This is a genomic window from Paracoccus stylophorae (assembly GCF_028553765.1).
GTDB lineage: Bacteria > Pseudomonadota > Alphaproteobacteria > Rhodobacterales > Rhodobacteraceae > Paracoccus > Paracoccus stylophorae.
The window spans coordinates 1,092,018-1,115,336 of the sequence record NZ_CP067134.1; the positions used below are offsets into that span (position 1 = coordinate 1,092,018).

Annotated in this window: 21 protein-coding genes, 1 tRNA gene, 1 pseudogene and 1 other annotated feature; of the genes and pseudogenes, 15 read left to right on the plus strand and 8 right to left on the minus strand. The window is 67.3% G+C overall.

Going from position 1 to position 23,319, the window contains the following annotated elements; genetic code table 11:
• Nucleotides 1–2: 2 nt before the first annotated feature.
• The 3 genes from JHW45_RS05390 to trpS form a co-directional block, all read right to left on the minus strand.
• Nucleotides 3–860: a universal stress protein gene (locus JHW45_RS05390; protein ID WP_272859913.1), complete on the minus strand. Its 858-nt coding sequence runs from the start codon at nucleotides 858–860 to the stop codon at nucleotides 3–5.
• Nucleotides 861–874: 14 nt separating this feature from the next.
• A complete protein-coding gene (locus JHW45_RS05395; protein WP_272859914.1) occupies nucleotides 875–2,365 on the minus strand; it encodes a SulP family inorganic anion transporter in 1,491 nt (496 codons plus the stop codon).
• 70 nt (nucleotides 2,366–2,435) lie between these two features.
• Nucleotides 2,436–2,491, minus strand: a sequence feature (sul1 is cis-regulatory element that is thought to sense ions involved in sulfur or methionine metabolism; They are found in Alphaproteobacteria).
• A gap of 86 nt (nucleotides 2,492–2,577) precedes the next feature.
• Entirely contained in the window at nucleotides 2,578–3,612 is a 1,035-nt protein-coding gene (trpS, locus tag JHW45_RS05400; RefSeq protein WP_272859915.1) for a tryptophan--tRNA ligase, read from the minus strand.
• 75 nt (nucleotides 3,613–3,687) lie between these two features.
• On the opposite strand from trpS, the gene JHW45_RS05405 reads away from it, so the two are divergent.
• Nucleotides 3,688–4,389 carry a rhomboid family intramembrane serine protease gene (locus tag JHW45_RS05405; protein ID WP_272859916.1) on the plus strand — a complete coding sequence of 234 codons (702 nt, stop codon included), beginning with the start codon at nucleotides 3,688–3,690 and terminating at the stop codon, nucleotides 4,387–4,389.
• Nucleotides 4,390–4,564: 175 nt separating this feature from the next.
• On the opposite strand, the gene JHW45_RS05410 is transcribed toward JHW45_RS05405, so the two are convergent.
• Entirely contained in the window at nucleotides 4,565–5,437 is an 873-nt protein-coding gene (locus JHW45_RS05410) for a hypothetical protein (protein WP_272859917.1), read from the minus strand.
• Between the two features lie 224 nt (nucleotides 5,438–5,661).
• Here JHW45_RS05410 and JHW45_RS05415 point away from each other — a divergent pair, with 224 nt between their 5' ends.
• The 4 genes from JHW45_RS05415 to JHW45_RS05430 all read left to right on the plus strand — a co-directional run bounded on the left by JHW45_RS05415 (nucleotide 5,662) and on the right by JHW45_RS05430 (nucleotide 10,211).
• Complete coding sequence (locus JHW45_RS05415; protein WP_272860551.1) at nucleotides 5,662–7,239, plus strand: ABC transporter permease; 1,578 nt, start codon at nucleotides 5,662–5,664, stop codon at nucleotides 7,237–7,239.
• Between the two features lie 79 nt (nucleotides 7,240–7,318).
• A tRNA-Thr gene (locus JHW45_RS05420) sits at nucleotides 7,319–7,393 on the plus strand.
• A 103-nt stretch (nucleotides 7,394–7,496) separates the two neighbouring features.
• Nucleotides 7,497–8,330, plus strand: a complete 834-nt coding sequence (locus JHW45_RS05425; protein ID WP_272859918.1) for a TIGR00282 family metallophosphoesterase — start codon at nucleotides 7,497–7,499, stop codon at nucleotides 8,328–8,330.
• Between the two features lie 93 nt (nucleotides 8,331–8,423).
• The gene (locus JHW45_RS05430) at nucleotides 8,424–10,211 is read left to right on the plus strand and encodes an SLC13 family permease (protein ID WP_272859919.1); all 1,788 of its coding nucleotides are present in this window, start codon (nucleotides 8,424–8,426) and stop codon (nucleotides 10,209–10,211) included.
• A gap of 10 nt (nucleotides 10,212–10,221) precedes the next feature.
• Here the strand turns inward: JHW45_RS05430 and JHW45_RS05435 are convergent, their stop codons facing one another.
• Entirely contained in the window at nucleotides 10,222–12,015 is a 1,794-nt protein-coding gene (locus JHW45_RS05435) for an SLC13 family permease (RefSeq protein ID WP_272859920.1), read from the minus strand.
• 119 nt (nucleotides 12,016–12,134) lie between these two features.
• Here JHW45_RS05435 and JHW45_RS05440 point away from each other — a divergent pair, with 119 nt between their 5' ends.
• Nucleotides 12,135–12,878 carry a YebC/PmpR family DNA-binding transcriptional regulator gene (locus tag JHW45_RS05440; protein WP_272859921.1) on the plus strand — a complete coding sequence of 248 codons (744 nt, stop codon included), beginning with the start codon at nucleotides 12,135–12,137 and terminating at the stop codon, nucleotides 12,876–12,878.
• Between the two features lie 104 nt (nucleotides 12,879–12,982).
• Here JHW45_RS05440 and JHW45_RS05445 read toward each other — a convergent pair.
• A pseudogene (locus tag JHW45_RS05445) lies at nucleotides 12,983–13,867 on the minus strand (LysR family transcriptional regulator ArgP).
• Between the two features lie 81 nt (nucleotides 13,868–13,948).
• On the opposite strand from JHW45_RS05445, the gene JHW45_RS05450 reads away from it, so the two are divergent.
• Both JHW45_RS05450 and JHW45_RS05455 read left to right on the plus strand, forming a co-directional pair.
• The gene (locus tag JHW45_RS05450; RefSeq protein ID WP_272859922.1) at nucleotides 13,949–14,542 is read left to right on the plus strand and encodes a LysE/ArgO family amino acid transporter; all 594 of its coding nucleotides are present in this window, start codon (nucleotides 13,949–13,951) and stop codon (nucleotides 14,540–14,542) included.
• Nucleotides 14,543–14,580: 38 nt separating this feature from the next.
• Nucleotides 14,581–15,492: a DMT family transporter gene (locus JHW45_RS05455; RefSeq protein WP_272859923.1), complete on the plus strand. Its 912-nt coding sequence runs from the start codon at nucleotides 14,581–14,583 to the stop codon at nucleotides 15,490–15,492.
• 111 nt (nucleotides 15,493–15,603) lie between these two features.
• On the opposite strand, the gene JHW45_RS05460 is transcribed toward JHW45_RS05455, so the two are convergent.
• Nucleotides 15,604–15,921, minus strand: coding sequence for a DUF1476 domain-containing protein (locus tag JHW45_RS05460; protein WP_272859924.1), 318 nt, complete (start codon nucleotides 15,919–15,921; stop codon nucleotides 15,604–15,606).
• Nucleotides 15,922–16,048: 127 nt separating this feature from the next.
• On the opposite strand from JHW45_RS05460, the gene purC reads away from it, so the two are divergent.
• The 7 genes from purC to JHW45_RS05495 all read left to right on the plus strand — a co-directional run bounded on the left by purC (nucleotide 16,049) and on the right by JHW45_RS05495 (nucleotide 21,832).
• The gene (gene purC, locus JHW45_RS05465) at nucleotides 16,049–16,810 is read left to right on the plus strand and encodes a phosphoribosylaminoimidazolesuccinocarboxamide synthase (protein ID WP_272859925.1); all 762 of its coding nucleotides are present in this window, start codon (nucleotides 16,049–16,051) and stop codon (nucleotides 16,808–16,810) included.
• Nucleotides 16,811–16,827: 17 nt separating this feature from the next.
• Nucleotides 16,828–17,067: a phosphoribosylformylglycinamidine synthase subunit PurS gene (gene purS, locus JHW45_RS05470; protein ID WP_272860552.1), complete on the plus strand. Its 240-nt coding sequence runs from the start codon at nucleotides 16,828–16,830 to the stop codon at nucleotides 17,065–17,067.
• Nucleotides 17,068–17,150: 83 nt separating this feature from the next.
• On the plus strand, nucleotides 17,151–17,951 hold the full coding sequence (locus JHW45_RS05475) for an ABC transporter ATP-binding protein (RefSeq protein WP_272859926.1): 801 nt from the start codon (nucleotides 17,151–17,153) through the stop codon (nucleotides 17,949–17,951).
• 65 nt (nucleotides 17,952–18,016) lie between these two features.
• Entirely contained in the window at nucleotides 18,017–18,739 is a 723-nt protein-coding gene (locus JHW45_RS05480; protein ID WP_272859927.1) for a transporter substrate-binding domain-containing protein, read from the plus strand.
• Nucleotides 18,740–18,801: 62 nt separating this feature from the next.
• The gene (locus JHW45_RS05485; RefSeq protein WP_272859928.1) at nucleotides 18,802–19,680 is read left to right on the plus strand and encodes an ABC transporter permease; all 879 of its coding nucleotides are present in this window, start codon (nucleotides 18,802–18,804) and stop codon (nucleotides 19,678–19,680) included.
• Entirely contained in the window at nucleotides 19,677–20,501 is an 825-nt protein-coding gene (locus JHW45_RS05490) for an ABC transporter permease (RefSeq protein WP_272859929.1), read from the plus strand. Before JHW45_RS05485 ends, JHW45_RS05490 begins: the two co-directional genes overlap by 4 nt.
• On the plus strand, nucleotides 20,501–21,832 hold the full coding sequence (locus JHW45_RS05495) for a glutamine synthetase family protein (RefSeq protein WP_272859930.1): 1,332 nt from the start codon (nucleotides 20,501–20,503) through the stop codon (nucleotides 21,830–21,832). The genes JHW45_RS05490 and JHW45_RS05495 overlap by 1 nt, the downstream gene beginning before the upstream one ends.
• 54 nt (nucleotides 21,833–21,886) lie before the next feature.
• Here JHW45_RS05495 and JHW45_RS05500 read toward each other — a convergent pair whose 3' ends face one another.
• Nucleotides 21,887–23,284 carry a dihydrolipoyl dehydrogenase gene (locus tag JHW45_RS05500; protein ID WP_272859931.1) on the minus strand — a complete coding sequence of 466 codons (1,398 nt, stop codon included), beginning with the start codon at nucleotides 23,282–23,284 and terminating at the stop codon, nucleotides 21,887–21,889.
• Nucleotides 23,285–23,319: the final 35 nt, after the last annotated feature.

Below are 23,319 nucleotides of genomic sequence, written 5' to 3' on the forward strand. Positions count from 1 at the left end.
GCCTAGCGGAACAGCAGCAGCGGCACCTTGCATGACCGGATCATCTGCGTCGTGGTCGATCCGATCATCAGGCTGCGGATGCGGCTGTGGCCATAGGCGCCCATCACCAGCATGTCGAAACGCTCGGCCTCGACCAGCTGTTTCAGCGCGGCGTCGGGCTGGCCCTCGACCCGGCGCGTCTCAACCGACAGGCCGGCATCGCGCAGCACCTGCGCGGCCTGATCCAGCCGCGCCTGCCGGTCCGCGTCCGGTGCGCCGACCGTCACCAGTTCCAGCGCCAGATCGCGATACAGCGGACTGCCGGACATGTAATCCACCGCCTTGCGCGACGAATTGCCGCCGTCGAACGCGATCAGCACCTTGTGGATCGGCCGAAAGGCGCGCGAAGCGACCAGAACGGGTTTCTGGCTGATGCGCACGACCCGTTCCAGATTGGACCCCAGATGGCCCTTGGCGAAATCGGCCGCCTCGCCGCGCTTGCCGATCAGGACCACGCGGGTTTCGGGTTGCAGCGCGGCCACCGTCTCGATCAGGTCGCCATGCATCAGCCTTGTGGTGACGCTGGACGCGCCGGCCCCTTCGGTCAGCGCGCGGGCGTCGTCCAGGATCGCGCGCCCGTGTTCGTTGCCGATCCGTGCGCGGCGTGTATCCAGCTCCGCCAGCTCCTCCAGCAGGCGCGTGCGCGCGCCCAGGCGGATAGACCCCGACAGGTCCTGCGGCGCGGCCGCGCCCTCGCGTCGGCCCAGCACATGCAGCAACTCGACCGGCGCGCTGGTGCGCTGCGAGATCCAGGCCGCATGTTCGCAGACCGAGGCCGCGTAAAGCGAGGCATCCACCAGTGCGACGATCTTTTCTGCCATCTTCCGTTCCCCCTTCAATGCGCGGCAAGCCGGTCCATCGCATCCGGCTTGTCATGGATGGCAAGCTTGTCGACGATGGTTTCCGATGCCTCGTTCAGTCCGACCAGCTCGACCTCGGCCCCGTCGCGGCGGAATTTCAGGATAGCCATGTCCAGCGCCTGCACCGAACTTATATCCCAAATATGGGCGCGGCTGACATCGATCACGACCCGCTCCAGCGCCTCGCGGAAGTCGAAGGCGGCCATGAAATCCTCGACCGAGCCATAGAAAAGCTGCCCCTGCACGACATAGCGCCGCTCGCGCCCGTCGGCCGAGATGGTCGAGGTCACGCGGAACAGCTGCGCGATCTTGGCGGCAAAGAAGATGCCCGACAACAGCACGCCGACCAGCACGCCGATGGCCAGGTTGTGGGTATAGACCACGGTGGCCACCGTCGCCAGCATCACCACCGACGAGGATCGCGGATGGGTGCGCAGGTTGCGGATCGAGGACCAGGAAAACGTGCCGATCGACACCATGATCATGATCGCGACCAGCGCCGGCATGGGGATGCGGCTGACCAGATCGCCCAGCCCCGTGACCAGGATCAGCAGGAACACGCCCGCCACGAAGCATGACAGCCGGCCGCGCCCGCCGGATTTCACGTTGATCATCGACTGTCCGATCATTGCGCAGCCCGCCATGCCGCCGATAAAGCCGGTGGCGGTGTTGGCCAGACCCTGACCGATACATTCCTGATTGCGGTCGGAGCTTGTGTCGGTCAACTCGTCCACCAGGTTCTGGGTCATCAGGCTTTCCAGCAGCCCGACCACGGCGACGGCCACCGAATAGGGCAGGATGATGCGCAGCGTTTCCAGGTTCAGCGGCACGTCGGGGATCAAAAACACCGGCAGCGAGTCGGGCAGCGCGCCCATATCGCCCACCGTGCGCACATCCCATCCGAAGATCAGGCTCAGCGCCGTCAGCACGACGATGGTGACCAGCGGCGAGGGGATGCTGCGGGTGATGCGCGGAAACAGATAGATGATCGCCAGCCCCGCCGCCACCAGCACGAAGGTCAGCGGCGGCACCTGTCGCGGGTCCAGTTCGGGCAGTTGCGCCATGAAGATCAGGATCGCCAGCGCGTTCACGAACCCCGTCATCACCGATTTCGACACGAAGCGCATCACGAAGCCCAGCTTCGCGATGCCGCAGCCGATCTGGATCAGCCCGGCCAGCACCGTCGTCGCCAGCAGGTATTCCAGCCCGTGATCGCGCACCAGGGTCACCATCAGCACCGCCGTCGCCGCCGTCGCGGCCGAGATCATGCCGGGCCGCCCGCCCGCGATGGCGGTGATGACGGCGATCGAGAAGCTGGCGTAAAGCCCGACCTTGGGATCGACGCCGGCGATGATCGAAAAGGCGATGGCTTCGGGAATCAGCGCAAGCGCGACCACCAGACCGGACAGCAGATCGGCGCGAACATTGCCGGTCCACTGGCGTTTGTAGGCGTCGAGTGAAAACATGAAATACCCATCCCTGACCGGCGGCGGCCCCTGCAACCGGCCTCGGCGTGTTCCTGTGCGTGTCTGTTCGGGTTGTCCGGCGGATCAGCGGCCGGAAGAGCCACCCGGACTTGCACCGGGTCCATGCGTTGCGCGCCTGATAGGCGGAAATGCCCCCGGATCGCAACCCCGGCCGGGGATTTGCGTCCGGCCTGCGCGCGCAGCCCGTGCCGTCAGGGTCGGCTGCGCAAGAGGCCCATGATCTCTTTCGTGCGATCGAGGATCGGGGTCGCGACCTCGTCGGCGCGCGCGGCGCCGTCGCCCAGGATGCGGTCGATCTCGGCCGGGTCGTCCAGATATTCGGCCATCCGGCGGGTGATCGGCGACAGGGTCTCGACCGCCAGATCGGCCAGCGCCGGCTTGAACGCGCCAAAGCCCTGACCCTCGAACCGGGTCAGCACCTGATCGGGCGTCTGGTCCGCCAGCGCGGCATAGATGTTGACCAGGTTGCGCGCCTCGGGGCGGTCCTTCAGCCCCTCGACGCGCCCGGGCAGGGGGTCGGCGTCGGTGCGGGCCTTGCGGATCTTCTGGGCGATGGCGTCGGCGTCGTCGGTCAGGTTGATGCGGCTGGCGTCCGAGGGGTCGGATTTCGACATCTTGCGGCTGCCGTCGCGCAGCGACATGACGCGCGTCGCCACACCCTCGATCAGCGGTTCGGTCAGCGGAAAATGGTTCACGCCGTAATCGTGGTTGAACTTGGCGGCGATGTCGCGGGTCAGTTCCAGATGCTGTTTCTGATCCTCGCCCACCGGCACGCCGGTCGCCTGATAGGCCAGGATGTCGGCCGCCATCAGCGCCGGATAGGCCAGCAGCCCAAGGCTGGCATTCTCGCTGTTCTTGCCGGCCTTGTCCTTGAACTGGGTCATCCGATACATCCAGCCAACCCGCGCCACGGTGTTGAAAAGCCACGCCAATTCGGCATGTGCGCTGACCTGGCTTTGATTGAACAGGATGGATTGCGCCGGATCGACGCCCGAGGCCATGAAGGCGGCGGCGGCCTCGCGGATGCGGCCGCGCAGGATCTGGGGGTCCTGCCAGACGGTGATCGCGTGCAGATCGACGATGCAATAGACCGTCTCGGCGTCCTTGCCCTGTAACGCCGCAAAGCGTTTCAGCGCGCCGAGATAGTTCCCCAACGTCAGCCCGCCCGAGGGCTGGATGCCCGAGAAGATGCGCGGGGTGAAGCCCTTGTTGGTCGTCTCGCTCATGTCTGGCCTGCTTGGATTTTCGGTGGCGCTGGCTTAGCTGTTGGCCGCAGCGTCCGCAACCGCGAAGGAAACAGCATGCGCGAAGGCCTGAACGAATCGCCCCTGAACCCGTTGCCGCCGGCCGTCTGGCTGCTGGTGCTGCCGATCGTGGCCAGCGAGGCGGTGTTCGGGCTGGGCCAGCTGGGGCTGATCGGGGGCGCGCAGGGCGTCGGGCTGCGGCTGTCGGGGATGCAGATCGCCGCCTTTGCGCCCGAAATGGTCAGCCGCATGTGGCAGCTTGGCGTCATCGACTGGGACCAGCTTTACCGCCTGATTACCTTCAGTTTTATTCACAGCTCGCTGACCCATGCGCTGTTCGTTCTGGCCTTCACGCTGGCGCTGGGCAACCTTGTCGCGCGCGAGTTCCGGCCCTGGGCGGTGATCGCCCTGTTCCTGGGATCGGCCATCGGCGGGGCGCTGGTCTATACGGCGGCGATGGCGGTGCTGCCGGGGCGGCCCGCGCCGCTGATCGGCGGGTATCCGGCGGTCTACGGGCTGGTGGGCGCTTTCACCTTTCTTCTGTGGGCAAGGCTGGGCGCGCTGAACGCCAACCGGATGCGGGCTTTCACGCTGATCGGGATGCTTCTGGTATTCCAGCTTGTCTTCGGGATCGTCTTCGGCGGCGCAGGCTATGGCTGGATCGCGGAACTGGCCGGGTTCGCGACGGGTTTCGGGCTGAGCTTTCTGCTGGTCGATGGCGGCGTGGCGCGGGCGTTGCGCCAGATCCGGCAGCGATAGGGCAACGGGCGCGCGCGTTGCAGGGGCGGTGCGCGCAACGGCTGATGTCGCCAGACGTTGTGAGGGCGAGCAAATGCTGGGTTTTCCGCCGCACAGGCGATGCACCGGGGCGGCACCGCATGGTCACAGCCTGTACACCGCTTGCGGGCGTTGCGCGGCTGTCCCGCGCGCCGGGTCAGGGCATCACGAATTCGACGCCCGGCAGCACCGCGATCTCGGCCAGGTCGGCGTGATAAAGACCCGTCACCTCGTCCACGGTCTGCTGCGTCCAGCCGGGCAGGACGATGTTCTCGTCCAGCCGGTCGGGGCGCATGTCGGATTGCAGGACGCGGGCATAGATCTGGCGGCGCTGCTGGATCGACAGCTGGTCGCGTCCGGCGAGTTCGGTTTGCAGCCGGGCCAGCCCGGCCTCGCCCAGCAATTCCTGCATATAGATCATCGCGCCCGACAGCGGCGCGTCGGGCGGCATGTCGCCCGCCAGACGCGCCAGTTCGGGCCAGATCAGCGGCACATCCTCGTGGCACCAGACGACCACGCGCCGTCCCTGCGCCGCGCCGACCAGCCGGCGGATCGTGTCGCGCCAGCGCAGCTGCGTCGGCTGACAGCCCTGCATCAGCGATTCGTAGCTGCCCGAGTTGAGGTGATCGAGCTTGGACAAAAGCACCGCAGGGTTGCGCACGGCCACGAAGAATTCGGCCTGCGCGTCGGGGAACAGGTTGGCCAGCGCGGCGGCGCGCGTGCCGATCTGCGGATAAAGCCCGTCGCGGCCGATGGCGCGGCCCGGCGCGCCCAGAAGCGTGGGGGTGGACATGACCACCCGTTCCGGGGCGTCGCTGTCCAGCATCGCGTCCAGCATGATCTGCTGCATCTCGGGCGTGGCGGGGCCGCCGTTCAGGGCCATGATCGCCTCTTCGAACAGGCCGCGATGGCGCGAGGGGACGACGATCTCGGTCCGGTGCCGGGTCAGCCATGCCCGGTTCGCAAGCAGGGTCTTGAGCAGGCGGTCGCCGTCCGTGCCATGCACCCCGAGGTGGAAAACCATCTGCATCTGTCCTGCCTCGTCCGTTCTTTCTGCAACCATCGGGTGTGGCGCCGGCACACTAGCCGCCATTCGTGGACAGTCAATTCGCTTTGCAGTATCGCCTGAGCATGAGCGTCACCGACAGCCCGCGGCGGTCCCCGCGCCGCCGCCGCATCCACGATCACGCGCTGCGGCACGGCGGCGGTCCGGCCTGGTCGCTGGCCGCCGTCGCCATCGCGGCGCTGGTGCTGATGCCGGTGGGCGCGGTGTTCTGGCTGGCGCTGAACCCGGTCGAGAATATCTGGCCGCATCTGCTGTCCACGGTGATGCCGCGCTATACCATCAACACCGTCGTTCTGGCGGCGGGCACGGGCGCGCTGGCGGCGGCGATGGGGACGGGTGCGGCGTGGCTGGTCAGCATGTACGATTTCCGCAGCCGGCGCGCGCTGGAATGGCTGCTGCTGCTGCCGCTGGCGGTGCCGGCGTATATCGGCGCCTATGCGCTGGCCGATTTCCTGGATTACAGCGGGCCGGTCCAGACCGCGCTGCGCGGCTGGTTCGGCTGGTCCAGCGCGCGCGATTACTGGTTTCCCAATATCCGCTCGATCGAGGCGGCGATCCTGGTCCTGGCCTCGGCGCTGTATCCCTATGTCTATCTGCTGACGCGGGCGGCGCTGCACGAGCAATCGGGCAGCGCATACGAAGTCGCGCGCGCCCTGGGCACCGGGCCGTGGGCGGTGTTCCTGCGGCTGGGCCTGCCGCTGGCGCGGCCGGCCATCGTCGCGGGGTCGGCCATCGCGATGATGGAGGCGGTCGCAGATTACGGGGTCGTCAGCTATTTCGGGGTGCAGACGCTGAACACCGGCATCTTCACCACCTGGCTGGAACGGCGCAACGCGGGCGGGGCGGCGCAGATTGCCTGCGTCATTCTGCTGGTGGTCGTGATCCTGGCGCTGTGGGAACGGTTCGGCCGGCGCAACGCCCGCTATCATCAAAGCGCGCGCCAGCCGCGCCCCATCGTGCGCCAGCGGCTGCACGGGATGCCCGCTCTGCTGGCGGCGCTGGCCTGCGCGCTGCCCTTCGGGCTGGGCTTCGTGCTGCCGGTGGCGGTGATCCTGAACTATGCGCTGGCCTATCCGCAGGGGTGGGTGACGCCGGGGCTGGCGCAGGCGGCGTGGCACACGGTCAGCCTGGGCGGGGTGGCTGCGGTGCTGACGGTGGGGCTGGCGCTGATCATGGTTTACGGCGTGCGCCTGTCGGGGCGGGCGATGCCGCGTCTGTTGCTGCCGGTGACGACGGTCGGCTATGCCGCGCCGGGGGCGGTGCTGGCGGTCGGTATCCTGATCCCGCTGGCGGCGCTGGACCACCGGATCGCGGATGGCTGGCTGGTGCTGACCGGGACCGATCCGGGGCTGATCCTGACCGGCAGCGGCGCGGCGATCGTGTTCGCCTATCTCGTCCGGTTCTTTGCCATCGGGCAGGGCGCCATCGACGGGGCGTTCACCCGCGTCCCGCCCTCGTTGCCGATGGCGGCGCGGTCGCTGGGGCGGGACAATGCCGGCGTGCTGCGCGACGTGTTCCTGCCGCTGATGCGCGGTTCGGTCGGGTCGGCGCTGCTGCTGGTCTTCGTCGATTGCTGCAAGGAACTGCCGGCGACGCTGCTGCTGCGGCCGTTCAACTATGAGACGCTGGCGACGCGGGTGCACGAAAAGGCCAGTCTTGAGGATCTGGGCAACGCCGCCCCCGCCGCGCTGCTGGTGATGGGTGTCGGGCTGCTGGCGGTCGCGCTGCTGGCGCGCGCCAATCTGGGGCCGCGGCGCAGGACCTGAGGCTGCGGACCTGAGGCTGCGGGCCTGCGTCCGAGACGCTTGCGGCGCGGCGCGCGGGCGTGATAGAAACCCGCACGGCGCCCCTATAGCACAGCGGTAGTGCAGCGGTTTTGTAAACCGAAGGTCGGGAGTTCAAATCTCTCTGGGGGCACCATTTTTTTACGTCGGGCGGGGTGCGGGACCGGGGCGTGGTTTTCGGCGTGCCGGCCACGCGATCCCGCTTGAGCGTGTGCGGGCTTTGGCATAGTCAGGCGGGCATGCGTATTCTGTTTCTTGGTGACGTGATGGGCCGGGCGGGACGCCGGGCGATCACCGAGCGTCTGGCCGGGCTGCGCGACCGGCTGAAGGCGGATTTCGTCATCGTCAACGCCGAGAATGCCAGCGGCGGGCGCGGGGTGACGGCGGGTCACGCGCAACTGCTGCTGTCGTCGGGCGCGGATTGTCTGACGCTGGGCGATCATGCGTTCGATCAAAAGGACATGCTGGCCTTTATCGACCGCGAACCGCGCATCCTGCGGCCGCTGAACTTCGCCAGGGAGGCTCCGGGGCGCGGTGCGGGCGTGTTCGCCGATGCGCGCGGACGCAAGATCCTGGTGACGCAGGCGCTGGGCCAGGTGTTCATGTCGCGGCCCTATGACGATCCGTTCTCGGCGCTGGATGCGGTGCTGCGCGCGCATCCGCCCGGCGGCATGGTGCAGGCGGCGGTGGTGGACATCCATGCCGAGGCGACCAGCGAGAAGATGGCCTGCGGGCATTTCTGCGACGGGCGGGCCAGCCTGGTCGTGGGCACCCACACCCATGTGCCGACCGCGGATGCACAGATCCTGCGGCGCGGCACGGGGTATCTGTCGGATGCGGGCATGTGCGGCGATTACGACAGCGTCATCGGCATGGAGAAGACCGAACCGCTGCGCCGCTTCATCACCGGCATGGCGCGCGAGCGGTTCACCCCCGCCCAGAACGAGGCGACGCTGGCCGGGGTGCTGGTCGAGACCGATGACCGCACCGGGCTGGCGCGCAGCATCCGGCCGGTGCGGCAGGGCGGCAGGCTGGCGCCGACCGAGGCCGAAGACGGGGCCGGCGGTGGCTGAGGAACATGCGCCATGTGCCGCCTTGCGGCGTGGCGCGAAATCGGCGCAAGATGCGCGGGTTGGCCGCAGGGCAGTCGGAATCGCGAGATGTGAATGTTCGGAATTGAACTGACCGGAACCGTGGCCGCGGTCACGACGCTGTTCATCATCATCGGCATGCTGACCCTGTTCGTCCGCGAGACCTATCCGCCCGAGGTCACGGCGATTCTGGGCGCGGTCGTGCTGCTGGGCCTGGGGATTCTGGATGTCGATCACGTCGGCGGGGTGCTGTCGAACCCGGCGCCCTGGACCATCGCGTTCATGTTCATCATCGTGGGCGGGCTGGTGCGGACCGGGGCGCTGGACTGGATCGGTCAGCGCGCGGCGCGCCATGCGGGCGGCCATCCGATGCTGACCCTGGGGCTGGTGTCCTGCGCGGTCTGCGGGATGTCGGCCTTTGTGAACAACACGCCCTTGGTCGTGGTGATGATGCCGATCTTCATGCAGCTGGCCAAGGAGATGGGAAAATCCCCATCCAAGCTGTTGATCCCGCTGTCCTACCTGTCGATCCTCGGCGGCACGATGACGATGATCGGCACCTCGACCAACCTGCTGGTTGACGGGGTCGCGCGCAGTTCGGGGCTGGCGCCGTTCAGCATCTTCGAGATCACGCCGGTCGGTCTGCCGATGGCGCTGGTGGGCATCGTCTATCTGCTGCTGTTCGCGCCCCGGCTGCTGCCCGATCGCGATTCGATGTCGCAGCTGATGTCGGGCCGCTCGAAGATGAAATTCTTCACCGAGGTGGCGATTCCCGAGGATTCGGCCCTGATCGGCAAGGGGCTGGACGAGGTGGACATCTTCAGCCGCGACACCGCCCGCGTGATCGACGTGCTGCGCGGCGACGCCTCGTTGCGGCGCGACCTGCCCGCCGTCCGGCTGGAGGCGGGCGACCGCGTGGTTCTGCGCACGCCGATGTCCGAGGTTCTGGGCCTTCAGAGCCACAAGGATCTGCGGATGGTGGACAAGCTGAGTTCGGTGCAGACCTCGACGGTCGAGGTGCTGATCACGCCGGGCTGCCACATGGTCGGGCGCAGCCTGGGCTCGATGCGGCTGCGGCGGCGTTACGGCGTCTATGTGCTGGCCGCGCATCGCAAGAACCAGAATATCGGCCGCCAGCTGGACGATCTGGTGGTGCGCGTCGGCGACACGCTGCTGCTGGAGGGGGCGCCCGCCGATATCCAGCGTCTGGCCGGCGAGATGGACATGGTCGAGGTCAACGCGCCCTCGGACCGCGCGTTCCGGCGCAAGCACGCGCCCATCGTGGTCGCCACGCTGGCCGCCGTGGTGGTGCTGTCGGCGTTCGAGGTCGCGCCGATCCTGCTGCTGGCCTTCATCGGCGTGGCGGTGGTGCTGGGCACGCGCTGCATCGACGCCGACGAGGCGCTGAGTTTCGTCGATGGCCGGCTGATGGCGCTGATCTTTGCGATGCTGGCCGTGGGGGTCGGGCTGGAAAATTCCGGCGCGGTCGAACTGATCGTGACGCGGGTGGCGCCGTGGCTGGCCGAGATCCCAAGCTGGGGGCTGGTGCTGGCCGTGTATCTGCTGGCGATGGTGCTGACCGAGACGGTGACGAACAACGCGGTGGCGGTGATCGTGACGCCGGTGGCAATTTCCCTGGGCAACCAGCTGGGGGTCGATCCGCGCCCGTTGGTGATCGCGGTGATGATGGGCGCCTCGGCCAGTTTCGCCACGCCCATCGGCTATCAGACGAACACGCTGGTCTATGGGCCGGGCGGCTATCGTTTTGCCGATTTCATCCGCGTGGGCCTGCCGCTGAACCTGCTGATGGCGATCACGGCCGCGACGGTCATTCCGATCTTCTGGCCGCTGACGGGCGGCTGAGGGGCCGCGGTTACAGCGGCCAGACGATCAGCAGCAGCGGCACCCCCACCGCCAGCACGATGATTTCCAGCGGCAGGCCCATGCGCCAGTAATCGCCGAACCGGTAATCGCCGGGGCCGAGGACCAGGGTGTTGTTCTGGTGGCCGATGGGCGTCAGGAACGCGCACGAGGCCGAGACGGCCACCCCCATCAGAAACGCATCGGGCTGCACGTCAAGCTGCTGGGCCAGCCGGATGCCCACCGGCGCGGCGACGATGGTGGTGGCGTTGTTGTTCAGCACGCTGGACAGAAGCATGGTCGCCACCATCAGCAGCGTCAGCCCGACCCATGCCGGATAGCCCTGCGTCGCGCTGGCCAGAAGCGCCGCGATCAGCGCCGTGCCGCCGGTCTGGTCCAGCGCCAGACCCAGAGGGATCATCGAGCCAAGCAGCACGATCACCGGCCAGTCGACGTGATCGTAAAGCTCGTTGATCGACAGCACGCCGGTCAGCACATAGGCGACGATCACGCAGCCAAGGGCGATCGACATGCTGACCCAGCCCAGGCTGGTGACTAGCACGGCGGCGGCGAACAGCAGGATCGCGGTCAGCATCCGCCCCTCGCGCTGGACCGGCAGGCTGCCGCGATCCAGACGCAGGATGTCCGAGGCGGCCAGCACGTCATCGACCCGGCTTTCGGGCACCAGCAGCAGCAGCATGTCGCCGGCCATGATCTCTTGCCGGGGCAGGGCCGCGCGCATGGCGATGCCGCGCCGGCGCATGCCGATCAGCACGCTGTCATAGCGGTTCACGAGGCCGAAGGACTGCGCCGTGCGGCCGATGATGGCGGCCTTGACCGGCACCAGGCATTCGATCAGGCTTTGGCCCTCGACATCCTTGCGGGCGCGCGGCTCGACCCGTCCGTCGGGAAAGGCCAGCTTGCTGTTCGAGCGGTATTCGTCCAGCGCCGCGGGGTCGGCGCGCAGCAGCAGCACATCGCCCGGTTCCAGGATCTGGCTGTCCAGATCCTGTTCCACGACATGGCCGTGCCGCATGATGCCGATCAGCCGCACCCCGGCGGTCTGCGCGACCTTGCGCGCATCGGCCATGGCCTCGCCGTTCAGGTCGCTGGTCTCGGTCACGACCAGCCGCGCCAGATAGCGGCGCGGGCGGCCGGCGCCGCCGCTGCCGCCGCCGCCCTTGACCGGGATCAGCCGCCAGCCGACCAGCGCCACGAAGGCGATGCCGGCGGCGGCCACCGCCGCGCCGACGGGCAGGAAGTCGAACATGCGGTAAGGCTCTCCCAGGACCTGGTTGCGATAGCTGGACACGATCAGGTTCGGCGGCGTGCCGATCAGCGTCAGCATCCCGCCCAGGATCGTCGCGAAGGCCAGCGGCATCAGCGTCAGCCCGGCGGCGCGCCCGACCTTGCGCGCGGCCTGCATGTCCACCGGCATCAGCATGGCCAGCGCCGCGATATTGTTCATGAAGCCCGACAGCACCCCGCCGACCCCGCCGAACAGCAGGATATGCCCGGTGGTCGAGCGGGTGTCGCTGGCCAGCATCCGGCTGAGCCGCGAGACAGCCCCGGTGCGGGTCAGCCCGGCCGTGGCGATCAGCACCAGCGCCACGATCATCGTCGTCGGGTTGCCAAAGCCGGAAAACGCCTGATCGGCCGGCACCACCCCGGCCAGCACGGCGGCCATCAATCCGCCGAAGGCCACCAGATCGTGTCGCCAGCGCCCCCAGCACATCAGCACCATCATCAGCGTGAAGATCGAGAACAGGATGATCTGGGCAAAGTTCAGCATCAATCTCTCGCGCATGGGACGGTGGGCGCCGGGTCAACGTCCGGGCGGCGGTTCGGGTCCGTCTTGCGATGGGGCGGGTCGCTGGACTAAAAGCGCGCGAATCCGGATTTCACGACATCGAAGGACGACCGACCATGGCAGGTCATTCCAAATGGGCCAATATCCAGCATCGCAAGGGCCGGCAGGATGCCGCGCGCTCGAAGCTGTTTTCCAAGCTTTCCAAGGAGATCACCGTCGCCGCGAAGATGGGCGATCCCGATCCCGAAAAGAACCCGCGCCTGCGGCTGGCGGTGAAGGAGGCCAAGTCGAATTCGGTCCCCAAGGACGTGATCGACCGCGCGATCCGCAAGTCGCAGGGCGGCGACGCCGAGAATTACGAGGAAATCCGTTACGAAGGCTATGGCCCGAACGGGATCGCGCTGGTGGTCGAGGCGATGACCGACAACCGCAACCGCACCGCGTCGAACGTGCGCAGCTATTTCACCAAGTCGGGCGGCGATCTGGGGCAGACGGGGTCGGTCAGCTTCATGTTCGACCGGGTGGGCGAGATCGTCTATCCGGCATCGGCGGGCGATGCCGACACGGTGATGCTGGCGGCGATCGAGGCCGGCGCGAGCGACGTGGAAAGCGACGCGGACGGGCACTGGATCTATTGCGCCGACACCGACCTGAACGAGGTCGCCGGCGCGCTTGAGGCCGCCCTGGGCGAATCCGAATCGACGAAGCTGATCTGGAAGCCGCAGGCGCCGACCGAGATCACCGATGTCGAGACGGCGCAGAAGCTGATGAAGCTGATCGACACGCTGGAAGACGACGACGACGTGCAGAACGTCACCGGCAATTTCGACTTGTCCGAAGAGGTCGCCGCACAGCTGTAAGCTGCGCGGTTCCCGGCCGGGGGCGGTGGCGGGGGGCGTTGCCCCCCGGTCGCTGCGCGACTCCCCCCAAGGTATTTGGAAAGAGGGCGAGGGGCGGGGTGTCGTCAGTTCGGCTGCGGCCCGGCGGGCGGCAGCAGGTGGGTGCGGGCGGAAGCCACGATCGAGCGGGTCAGGGCGGCGATGGCGGGGGCGGTGATGCGCGCCGTCTGCCATGTCAGCGTCACATCCAGCGGCAGGTCGGGCGACAGGTCGATCAGGGAACCTGTGGCAAGATCGTCGGCAATCGTCATTTCGGGGTTGAGACCCCAGCCCATCCCCAGCCGCGTCGCCTGCGCGAAGGCCTGCGACGAGGGCAGCTGATGGATCGGCAGGGCGATGCGGCGGCCGGTCAGGGCCCGCACCCACCGATCCTGCAACCCGTCCTTGGCGTTGAAGCGCAGCGAGGGCGCGCGCGCGAGGCTGGCCGGGGTGACGCCGTCGGGAAAGTGCCTTTGCACAAAATCCGGGCTGGCCGTCGCGCGATAGCGCATGCGCCCCAGCACGACGCAGTCGCAGCCGCCGACCGGGCGCGTGTCGCCGGTGATGGCGGCGGCGACCCGGCCGGTTTTCAGCCAGTCCTGGGCGTGGTCCTGATCGTCGATCACCAGATCCAGCAGGCCGGGCGCCGCCGCCAGCGGCGACATCGCTCAGCTTGCGAGGCTGTCGGCGTTGACCGCGATGCGGATGACGGGCGGGGCGCCGTCGGCGGGGCCGGGCAGGGGGCTTTCCAGCAGCCGCACCCGGTCCAGATGCGCGGCAAGGCGCAGCCCGGTGGGCGTGGCGCGCAGCGGCGGGCCGCGGTCGATCAGCACGCAGCCCATCCGGTTTTCCAGCGACCGGATCCGCTGCGAGATGGCCGAGGGCGTGACCGACAGCGCATGGGCCGCCGCCTCGAACGAGTTGCGGCGCAGGATCTCGGCCAAGGCCAGCAGGGCGGGATAGTCCTGCATCAGTCGCGCTTCATCCGCATCAGGACAATTCATTTCAGTTAATCCGTGCGCCATGCCATCCACAAGGCCGGAGGTGCGGCCATGACATCCTTTCTGGCGGGTCTGGGAACCGGTCTGTCGCTGATCGTGGCGATCGGGGCGCAGAACGCGTTCGTGCTGAAACAGGGTCTGCTGCGGCGTCACGTGCTGGCGGTCTGCCTGTTCTGCGCCGCGTCGGACGCGCTGCTGATCGCGCTGGGCGTGGGCGGCATGGCCGCGGCGGGCGCGCGGTTTCCGTGGCTGGTTGCCGCGATGCGCTGGGGCGGGGTGGCGTTTCTGCTGTGGTACGGGCTGCGGTCGTTCCGCGCCGCGCTGCGGGGCGGCGACGCGCTGCGGCCGGCCGGTCGCGGCGACGGGCTGGCCGCCACGCTGCTGACCGCCGCGGCGCTGACCTGGCTGAACCCGCATGTCTGGCTGGACACGGTGGTTCTGCTGGGGGCGGTGTCGTCGCAATGGCCGGACCGGCGCGGCTTTGCCGCGGGGGCGATCTGCGGATCGTTCCTGTTCTTCTTCGCGCTGGGCTATGGTGCGCGGCTGCTGGCGCCGGTCTTCGCGCGGCCTCGCGCCTGGCAATGGCTGGAGGCCGGTGTGGGTGCCATCATGTGGGCCATCGCCGCGCGTCTGGCGCTGGGCTGACGGGGCTTGCGGCGGCGCGGGAAAGCGGTCATTTGCAGATGATGCAAATCCACCACGATACGCGCCGTGATCTTATGGGAATCGGCTGGATGCTGGCGACGGGGCTGTGCTTTGTCGCCGTCAACGGGATCGTGCGCGGGCTGGAGGGCGCGCTGCCCGCGCCGCAGGCCGCGTTCATCCGGTTCGTGTTCGGGCTGGCATTCCTGATGCCGGTGCTGGTGCCGGCCCTGCGGCGCGGCTTTGCCGCCCCGGTCTGGGGTCTGTTCGTGATGCGCAGCGTGTTGCACGTGGTCGCGGTGATCGCCTGGTTCTATGCGATGTCGCGGATAACGGTGGCCGAGGTCACGGCGATCGGCTTTCTCAATCCGATCATGGTGACGGTGGGCGCGGCGCTGTTTCTGGGCGAGAAGCTGGCCGCGCGCCGGATCGCGGCGGTCTGCATCGCCCTGCTGGGGGCGTTGATCGTGTTGCGGCCGGGGATCCGGCCGTTGGATCCGGGGCATCTGTCGCAGGTCGGCGCGGCGATGGCGTTCGGGGCCTCCTATCTGATGGCCAAGCGGCTGTCGGAACGGGTGCCCGCCTCGGTCGTGGTGGCGATGATGTCGCTGACCGTGGCCGTCGGTCTGGCGCCGCTGGCCGTTGCGGTGTGGGTCACGCCGACGCCTGCGCAGGTGGCGTGGCTGGGCCTGGTGGCGGTGTTCGCGACGCTGGGCCATTACACGATGACGCGCGCCTTTGCCGCCGCGCCGCTGACGGTGACGCAGCCGGTCACCTTCCTGCAACTGATCTGGGCCAGCATGCTGGGCGTGTTCGTCTTTCACGAACCGCTGGACGGCTGGGTGCTGCTGGGCGGGGGGATGATGATCGCGGCGATCAGCTATATCACCTGGCGCGAGGCCAGAAAGCGCGCGGAAACCCGCACGCCGCCGATCAGCGCGACGCGGGCCTGACCGGCGCCGCACCCGCATCGGCAGGCAGGGGGCAGGCGCGCGCGGGGATGCGGGAATGATCCGCGGGCGGGCAGGTTGAGGGGCGGGCAGGCGGGGCCGGCGCCCGCCGGATCACTTGACCTCGTCGATGATCTGCCGGCGCGCCTCGACCATCATTTCCGACATCTTGGCGCGGATCGTGGCGGAATCGACCAGCCCTTCCAGATCGCCGGCCAGCTTGCGATACACATCCTCGTCCCCCGCCTCCTCGAAATCCGAGGTGACGACGGTCATGGCATAGGTGCGGACGTCTTCGCCGGTCTTGCCCAGAATGTCGGCGGCCCATTCGCCCAGAAGACGGTTGCGCCGGGCCTCGGCCCTGAAGCGCAGATCGGCGTCGTGGGCGAATTTCGCCTCATAGGCGCGTTCGCGGTCGTCGAAAGTGGACATGCAGAGCCTCCTGTTGCGGTTGCGGTCTGATATGCCCATTGGAGTGGCTTGCCGCAACCCTGTATTGCCCCAGACCCCCGTTCTGGGCTAAGGGCCGATGCAGTCAGATGCGAAAGGACGGCCCGTCATGGCTCCGCGGCGCAAGAAAGTTTACGAAGGCAAGGCCAAGATCCTTTACGAAGGCACCGAGCCGGGCACGCTGGTCCAGTATTTCAAGGACGACGCGACCGCCTTCAACGCCCAGAAGAAGGCGGTGATCGAGGGCAAGGGCGTGCTGAACAACCGCCTGTCCGAGTTCTTCATGAACGGGCTGACCAATATCGGCGTGCCGAACCATTTCATCCGCCGCATCAACATGCGCGAGCAGCTGATCCGCCAGGTCGAGATCATTCCGCTTGAGGTGATCGTGCGCAACTTTGCCGCCGGATCGCTGAGCAAGCGCCTGGGGCTTGAGGAAGGCACGCTGCTGCCGCGCCCCATCGTCGAATACAGTTTCAAGAACGACGAGCTGGGCGATCCGATGGTGTCCGAGGAATATATCGTCGCCTTCGGCTGGGCCACGCAGCAGGATCTGGACGACATCGTCAGCCTTGCGCTGCGGGTCAACGATTTCATGTCGGGCGTGCTGTATGGCGTCGGCATCAAGCTGATCGATTTCAAGATCGAGATCGGGCGCGTCTGGGACAACGATTTCATGCGCCTGATCGTCGCCGACGAGATCAGCCCCGACAGCTGCCGCATGTGGGACATGAAATCGGGGCAGAAGCTGGACAAGGACGTGTTCCGCCGCGATCTGGGCAATCTGACCGACGCCTATACCGAGGTGGCGCGCCGTCTGGGCCTGATGCCCGCCAACACCACCAGCCTCAAGCCGACCGCGATCAACTGAAGGACGCCGCGATGACAGTGAAGGCCCGTGTCACGATCATGCTGAAGGACGGCGTTCTGGACCCGCAGGGCGAGGCGATCCGCCACGCCCTGGCCGGATTGGGTCACAAGGGCGTCGCGGGCGTCCGCCAGGGCAAGGTGATCGAACTGGATCTGGACGCAACCGACGCCGAGGCCGCCCGGTCCGAGGTCACGCGCATGTGCGAGGGGTTGCTGGCCAACACCGTGATCGAGAAATATTCCATCGAGATCGCCTGACGTCGCGGCGCGCGCGCCCGCGCGCGCGGCGGCATCGCGCAGAAGCCGTTGCAATCGTCGCGTAATTGTCGCCCAATGCACGGATGGACAGTCAGACCCAACCCGCCACGGACGCCACGCCGCCGGTCATCAGGATCAGCGGGCTGCACAAGGCCTATGGCCAGCTTGAGGTTCTGAAGGGCGTGTCGTTGACCGCGCCGCGCGGCCATGTCATCAGCCTGATCGGGTCCTCGGGGTCGGGCAAGTCCACCTTGCTGCGCTGTTGCAACCTGCTTGAGAACAGCCAGCAGGGCGACATCCTGTTCGACGGCGAGGCGGTGCGCTGGAAGGGGCGCGGCAGCAACCGCGTGCCCGCCGACCGCGCGCAGGTGACGCGGTTCCGCACCAATCTTGCGATGGTGTTCCAGCAGTTCAATCTGTGGTCGCACATGACGATCCTGCAAAACGTCATGGAGGCGCCGGTGACCGTTCTGGGCGAGGATCGGGCCGCGGTCGAGACCCGCGCCCGCGCGCTGCTGGCCAAGGTCGGCATCGGCGAGAAGGCCGAGGCCTGGCCCGCGCAGCTGTCGGGCGGCCAGCAGCAGCGGGCCGCCATCGCCCGCGCGCTGTGCATGCAGCCGCGCGCCTTGCTGTTCGACGAACCGACCAGCGCACTGGACCCCGAACTGCAACAGGAGGTGGTCCGGGTCATCAAGGATCTGGCCGCCGAACACCGCACCATGCTGATCGTCACCCACGACATGCGGCTGGCCGCCGATGTCAGCGATCACGTGGTCTTTCTGCACAAGGGCGTGATCTGCGAAGAGGGGCCGCCGGACAGGCTGTTCGGCGATCCGCAGACCGACCGCCTGCGCCAGTTCCTCAGTGCCACGATGGCGGCCTGACACGCCGGGCATGACAGGACCGAAACACCGATCAGGAAAAAAGACGACCAACAGGAGAAAACGACATGAAGACACTGATCCTTGCCGCCGCCGCGCTGGCGCTGACCGCCGGGATGGGCATGGCCCAGACCGTGCGCATGGGCACCGAAGGCGCCTATCCCCCCTATAACTTCATCAACGATTCGGGCGAGATCGACGGGTTCGAGCGCGAGTTGGGCGACGAATTGTGCAGGCGCGCCGAGCTGGACTGCACCTGGGTCAAGAACGACTGGGATTCGATCATTCCGAACCTGGTGTCGGGCAATTACGACACGATCATCGCCGCGATGAGCATCAACGACGAACGCAAGCAGGCCATCGCCTTCACCCAGAACTATCTGCCGCCGGCACCATCGTCCTATGTGGCGCTGAACGACGATGTCAGCCTTGAGGGTGCGGTGGTCGCGGCGCAGACCGGGACGGTGCAGTCGGCCTATATCGCACAGACCGACGCGACGCTGCTGGAATACGCCACCATCGACGAGGTTCTGGCCGCCGTCCGCAACGGCGAGGCCGACGCCGCCTTCGGCGACCACGAGGTCGTGCGCCCCTATGTCGAGGAAAGCGAGGATCTGACCTTCATCGGCGATCAGGTCAGCCTGGACGAGGGCATCGGCATCGGCGTGCGCCAGTCCGACGACGAGTTGCGCGAAAAGCTGAACGCGGCCATCGCCTCGATGAAAGAGGATGGCAGCCTGAACGAGATGATCACCAAATGGTTCGGGGAAGACGCGCAGACCCATGAATAAGCCCGTCCCCGGCCCCCGTGCGCGGATCGTCCGGCAGCGCGGGGGCCGGGGGGTGACCGACGATGTTCGCCCAATGCTCTGATCCCGCCGCGCTTGAGGGGATGACCTGGCTGGTGTGTTACCTCACATCGGGCAAGCATCTGCTGTTCTATGCCAGCTTCGGCACGGTGCTGCTGTTGCTGGCGATCACAGCGCCGGTGGCGCTGCTGTTCGGCTTTGCCGGCGCGATGGCGTCGCGGTCGCGGGTGCTGCCGCTGCGCTGGCTGGGGCGGATCTATACTTCGATGGTGCGCGGCGTGCCCGACATCATCTTCTTCCTGTTCGTGCCCATCGCGCTGGATCAGGGGCTGGAATGGCTGCGGTTCCAGTATCTGTGCGACAGCGACGGCCCGGTCCGGCGGGGCAACGAATTCCTGGTCTGCGCCGCCGCCAAGCTGCCGCAATCGACCAGCCCGCAATGGGTGCACGAGGCCTATGGTTTCGGTCTGGCGGTCGTCGCGTTCTCGGTCGTGTTCGGCGCGTTCGCCGCCAATGTGCTGCAGGGCGCGATGCAGGCGGTGCCGCGCGCCCAGCTTGAGACCGCCGAAGCCTATGGCATGACTTCGGGGCAGGTGGCGCGGCGGGTGCTGATCCCGCAGATGTGGTCCTATGCGATACCGGGGCTGTCCAATCTGTGGATGATCCTGGTCAAGGCCACGCCGCTGCTGTTCCTGCTGGGGGTCGAGGACATCGTCTATTGGGCGCGCGAACTGGGCGGGGCCAAGACCAGCGCCTTTTCCTATCCCCATCCCGACTGGCGGATCTATTACTTCCTGGCGATCCTTGTCTTCTATCTGCTGATGACCTGGGTGTCCGAGACGGTGATCGGGCGGCTGACCCGGCGCCTGTCGGCGGGTCAGGCGACGCTGGCGGGCGAAGCCATGCGCAAGGGGGCCGCATGATCTGCGCCCAGGCCATCACCGATTACGGCCTGCGGTCCATCGGGATCGGGGAACGCATCCTGCCGCGCACCGATTTCGATCTGTGCCAGCAGGTCGTGCTGATCGGATCGGGCCTGATCTGGAACCTGTATTTCGCAAGCTTCGCGCTGTTTTTCGGCTTTTTCCTGGCGACGGCGCTGGCCATGGCCAAGGCCGGGCGCAATCCGTGGCTGCGCAGGCCGGCCGATGCCTTCATCTTCATCTTTCGCGGCAGCCCGCTGTTCATCCAGTTCTTTCTGGCCTATCAGGCGCTGGTGATGCTGCCGCGTGCGGGCATTGAGCTGTTCGGCCTGACCGTCGCGACAAGCTGGCTGACCAAGGCGTGGGCGGGCGCGCTGATCGTGCTGATCCTGAACACCGCCGCCTATTCGGCGCAGATCTTTCACGGCGCGCTGATGTCGGTGCCGCGCGGCGATCTTGAGGCGGCCGATGCCTATGGTCTTGCCGGCTGGACCAAGTTCCGCCGCGTCGTGTGGCCGACGATGCTGCGGCTGGCCTGGCCGTCCTATACCAACGAGGCGATCTTTCTGTTCCACGCGACGACGCTGGTGTTCTTTTCGGGCTTTCCGGCGTTCCAGCAGCGCGGCGACAGCCTGTATTACGCCAGCTATTTCGCCGACAAGACCTTCAACCCGTTCGTCGCCTATCCGATCGTGGCGGGTTATTTCGTCCTGTTCACATTGATCCTGATCGTGCTGTTCGGCATGGTGAACCGGCGCCTGAACCGGCATCTTCCGGGCGCGGCCGGGCGCCTGAAATACCGACCGCAACTGGTGAGATAATGGACTGGCTGAGAGAGCATCCCGACGTCAAGACGATCCGCGTGGCCGCCGCCGACCTGAACGGCGTGGCGCGCGGCAAGCGCATGCCCGCGCGATCCGCGCAGAAACTGTTCGAAGAGGGCACCAAGTTCCCCTTTTCGGTGATGAATCTGGACATCTGGGGCGAGGATATCGAGGACAGCCCGCTGGTCTTCGAATCGGGCGATCCCGACGGGCTGCTGATGCCCACCGATCGCGGCTTCATGCCGATGCCGTGGCTGGAGGCGCCGACCGGGCTGTTGCCGCTGTGGATGTTCCATCCCGATGGCCGCCCCTATGAGGGCGATCCGCGGCAGGCGCTGGCGCGGGTCGTGGACCGCTATGACGCCGCCGGTCTGAAGGCGGTGGTGGCGACCGAGCTTGAGTTTTTCCTGATCGACGATTCCGGCCGCACGCTGCGGGTGCCGCCCAGCCCGCGGTCGGGCAAGCGCCGCACCGGCGGCGAGGTTCTGTCGCTGCGGGCGCTGGACGCGTTCGACCAGTTCTTCTCGACCCTCTACGAGGCGTGCGAGATGATGGACATTCCCGCCGACACCTCGATCTCCGAAGCGGGGCCGGGGCAGTTCGAGATCAACCTGATGCACCAGGCCGATCCGCTGAAGGCCGCCGACGATACCTGGCTGTTCAAGATGCTGGTCAAGGGCGTGGCGCGATCCTATGGCTTTGCCGCCAGTTTCATGGCCAAACCCTATGATGCCTGGCCGGGCAACGGGATGCATATGCATTTCTCGGTCCTGACCAAGGACGGCGACAACATCTTCGACGATGGCGGCGAGATGGGGACCGATGCGTTGCGCCACGCGGTCGCGGGCTGTCTGCGCGCCATGCCCGGATCGACGCTGCTGTTTGCGCCGCACGAGAATTCCTATGACCGGCTGGTGCCGAATGCGCACGCACCCACCGGGATCGGCTGGGCCTATGAGAACCGCACCGCCGCAATCCGCATCCCGTCCTCGGGGCCGAAGGCGCGGCGGATCGAACATCGCGTGGCCGGCGGCGACGTGAATCCTTATCTGACGGTCGCGGCAATCCTGGGCGCGGCGCTGAACGGGATCGAGGATCGGCTGGAGGCGCCGCAACCGTTCAAGGGCAACGCCTATGATCAGAAGCTTGCGCAACTGCCCGAAAGCTGGGGCGCGGCCATCGACGCCTTCGATCAATGCCCCGAGATCCGGCGCATCTTTCCCGACCATCTGGTGACGAACTACCTGATGACGAAACGGCAGGAGCTGCACTACATGGCCGAATTGTCGGACGAGGAGACGGTCGAGCTGTATCTGGACACGGTGTGATCGCGGGCAGGGCTGCGCCTGCCGGTTAGTCGAAGCGGCGGGGGTGCCCGCCGGTCAGCTTCCGGGCGGGTCCTTCAGGTCGCGGTCTGCGGGAATCTCGGTCTCGCTGGCCTTGCAGATCTGGCGCAGCGCCGATTTCAGCCCTTCCTCAAGCGTGGGGTGATAGAAGGGCCGGCGCAGGAAATCCGCCGCCGTCACCCTGTCCATCACCGCCCAGACCAGATGATGCGCCAGGTGATCGCCCTGCGGCGCGCACAGATCGGCACCGATCAGCCGCCCGTGCCGGTCCGCGTGGATCTGCACAAGCCCATGCGCCACGGCATCGACCTTGGCGCGCCCCTGATCGGAATAATCGGCCGTCCCGCTCAAGCTCTGCGGACCCGGCCCCTCGCCCAGGCTGGCGACGGGCGGATCGGTGAAGGTGATGGTGAAATGCGGCGTCCGGTCCAAGGATCGCGGGTCGGGGTGGTGGGCGGCGTTGCGCCCGGCCACCGCGCCTTCGGTCGATGCCTCGTGCAGGATCGGACGGAACCCGTTCGAATCGCCGGCGATATAGATCGGCAGATCCGCGATCTGCAACGTGTCGCGGCTGAAATCGGGCATCCCCTTGTCGTCCAGCGACGCGCCGGTCTTTTCCAGGTCCAGCCCGTCGATCTGCGGCGGCCGCCCCACCGCCAGCAGCACCCGGTCGAAGTGCTGCGACTGGCCATCGCCCCAGTCAAGGCGGACGCGCTCGCCCTCGCGCCTTGGTTCGGGCGAGGTTCCCATGCGCAGCGTCAGATCGCGTTCCAGCGCGGTGCGGATGGCCTCGTTGACCTCGTCCGACCGAGAGATGCCAAGCGTGTCGCCCCGGTCGAACACCGTCACCTGCACCCCAAGCCGGGCCATCGCCTGCGCAAGTTCCAGCCCGACATTGCCGGCCCCGATCACCGCAAGGCTGTCGGGCAGGGTTTCCAGTTCAAAGATGTTGCGGTTGGTCAGGCACAGATCGCCCAGATCGCGATAGGGGTCGGGAATCGCGGGTGCCGATCCGGTGGCGATCACCGTCGCGCGTGTCGTGACCCGCCGGCCATCGTCAAGCCGCAATGCGGTCGGACCTTCGAACCAGGCGCGCGCGCGGATCGCCACATCCGGGGGCAGGCGGTCAAGGCTGTTCTGGACGCCTGCCACGAAGCGGTCACGCTCGGCCCGGACGCGGCGCATGACGGCGGCGCCGTCGATGACCGGGTCGGTGGCGATGCCGAATATCTCGGCGCGGGCCGCGTCATGGGCCGCGCGCGCGGCCGCGATCAGCAGTTTCGAGGGCATGCAGCCCACCGACGCGCATACCGTCCCCGCAAATGCGGGGTCGATCAGCAAGGTTCGCGCGCCGGCCTTTCGCGCGGCGTTTTCGGCCGTCATCCCGGCGGTTCCCGCGCCGATCACCGCGACATCGCACGTCAGATCGCTCATCTCATCCCTCGTTCGTCATGTTCCGTGGGGAAACT

Excerpts from the sequence above, each read along its gene's own strand:
- JHW45_RS05390 (WP_272859913.1), bottom strand. The coding sequence starts at position 860 with ATGGCAGAAAAGATCGTCGCACTGGTGGATGCCTCGCTTTACGCGGCC.
- JHW45_RS05415 (WP_272860551.1), top strand. The coding sequence starts at position 5,662 with ATGCCGGTGGGCGCGGTGTTCTGGCTGGCGCTGAACCCGGTCGAGAAT.
- JHW45_RS05460 (WP_272859924.1), bottom strand. The coding sequence starts at position 15,921 with ATGTCCACTTTCGACGACCGCGAACGCGCCTATGAGGCGAAATTCGCC.
- JHW45_RS05410 (WP_272859917.1), bottom strand. The coding sequence starts at position 5,437 with ATGCAGATGGTTTTCCACCTCGGGGTGCATGGCACGGACGGCGACCGC.
- JHW45_RS05475 (WP_272859926.1), top strand. The coding sequence starts at position 17,151 with ATGGACAGTCAGACCCAACCCGCCACGGACGCCACGCCGCCGGTCATC.
- JHW45_RS05440 (WP_272859921.1), top strand. The coding sequence starts at position 12,135 with ATGGCAGGTCATTCCAAATGGGCCAATATCCAGCATCGCAAGGGCCGG.
- JHW45_RS05480 (WP_272859927.1), top strand. The coding sequence starts at position 18,017 with ATGAAGACACTGATCCTTGCCGCCGCCGCGCTGGCGCTGACCGCCGGG.
- JHW45_RS05435 (WP_272859920.1), bottom strand. The coding sequence starts at position 12,015 with ATGCGCGAGAGATTGATGCTGAACTTTGCCCAGATCATCCTGTTCTCG.
- purC (WP_272859925.1), top strand. The coding sequence starts at position 16,049 with ATGGCTCCGCGGCGCAAGAAAGTTTACGAAGGCAAGGCCAAGATCCTT.
- JHW45_RS05430 (WP_272859919.1), top strand. The coding sequence starts at position 8,424 with ATGTTCGGAATTGAACTGACCGGAACCGTGGCCGCGGTCACGACGCTG.
- trpS (WP_272859915.1), bottom strand. The coding sequence starts at position 3,612 with ATGAGCGAGACGACCAACAAGGGCTTCACCCCGCGCATCTTCTCGGGC.
- JHW45_RS05405 (WP_272859916.1), top strand. The coding sequence starts at position 3,688 with ATGCGCGAAGGCCTGAACGAATCGCCCCTGAACCCGTTGCCGCCGGCC.
- JHW45_RS05500 (WP_272859931.1), bottom strand. The coding sequence starts at position 23,284 with ATGAGCGATCTGACGTGCGATGTCGCGGTGATCGGCGCGGGAACCGCC.
- JHW45_RS05455 (WP_272859923.1), top strand. The coding sequence starts at position 14,581 with ATGATGCAAATCCACCACGATACGCGCCGTGATCTTATGGGAATCGGC.
- JHW45_RS05490 (WP_272859929.1), top strand. The coding sequence starts at position 19,677 with ATGATCTGCGCCCAGGCCATCACCGATTACGGCCTGCGGTCCATCGGG.
- JHW45_RS05485 (WP_272859928.1), top strand. The coding sequence starts at position 18,802 with ATGTTCGCCCAATGCTCTGATCCCGCCGCGCTTGAGGGGATGACCTGG.
- JHW45_RS05495 (WP_272859930.1), top strand. The coding sequence starts at position 20,501 with ATGGACTGGCTGAGAGAGCATCCCGACGTCAAGACGATCCGCGTGGCC.
- JHW45_RS05425 (WP_272859918.1), top strand. The coding sequence starts at position 7,497 with ATGCGTATTCTGTTTCTTGGTGACGTGATGGGCCGGGCGGGACGCCGG.
- JHW45_RS05395 (WP_272859914.1), bottom strand. The coding sequence starts at position 2,365 with ATGTTTTCACTCGACGCCTACAAACGCCAGTGGACCGGCAATGTTCGC.
- JHW45_RS05450 (WP_272859922.1), top strand. The coding sequence starts at position 13,949 with ATGACATCCTTTCTGGCGGGTCTGGGAACCGGTCTGTCGCTGATCGTG.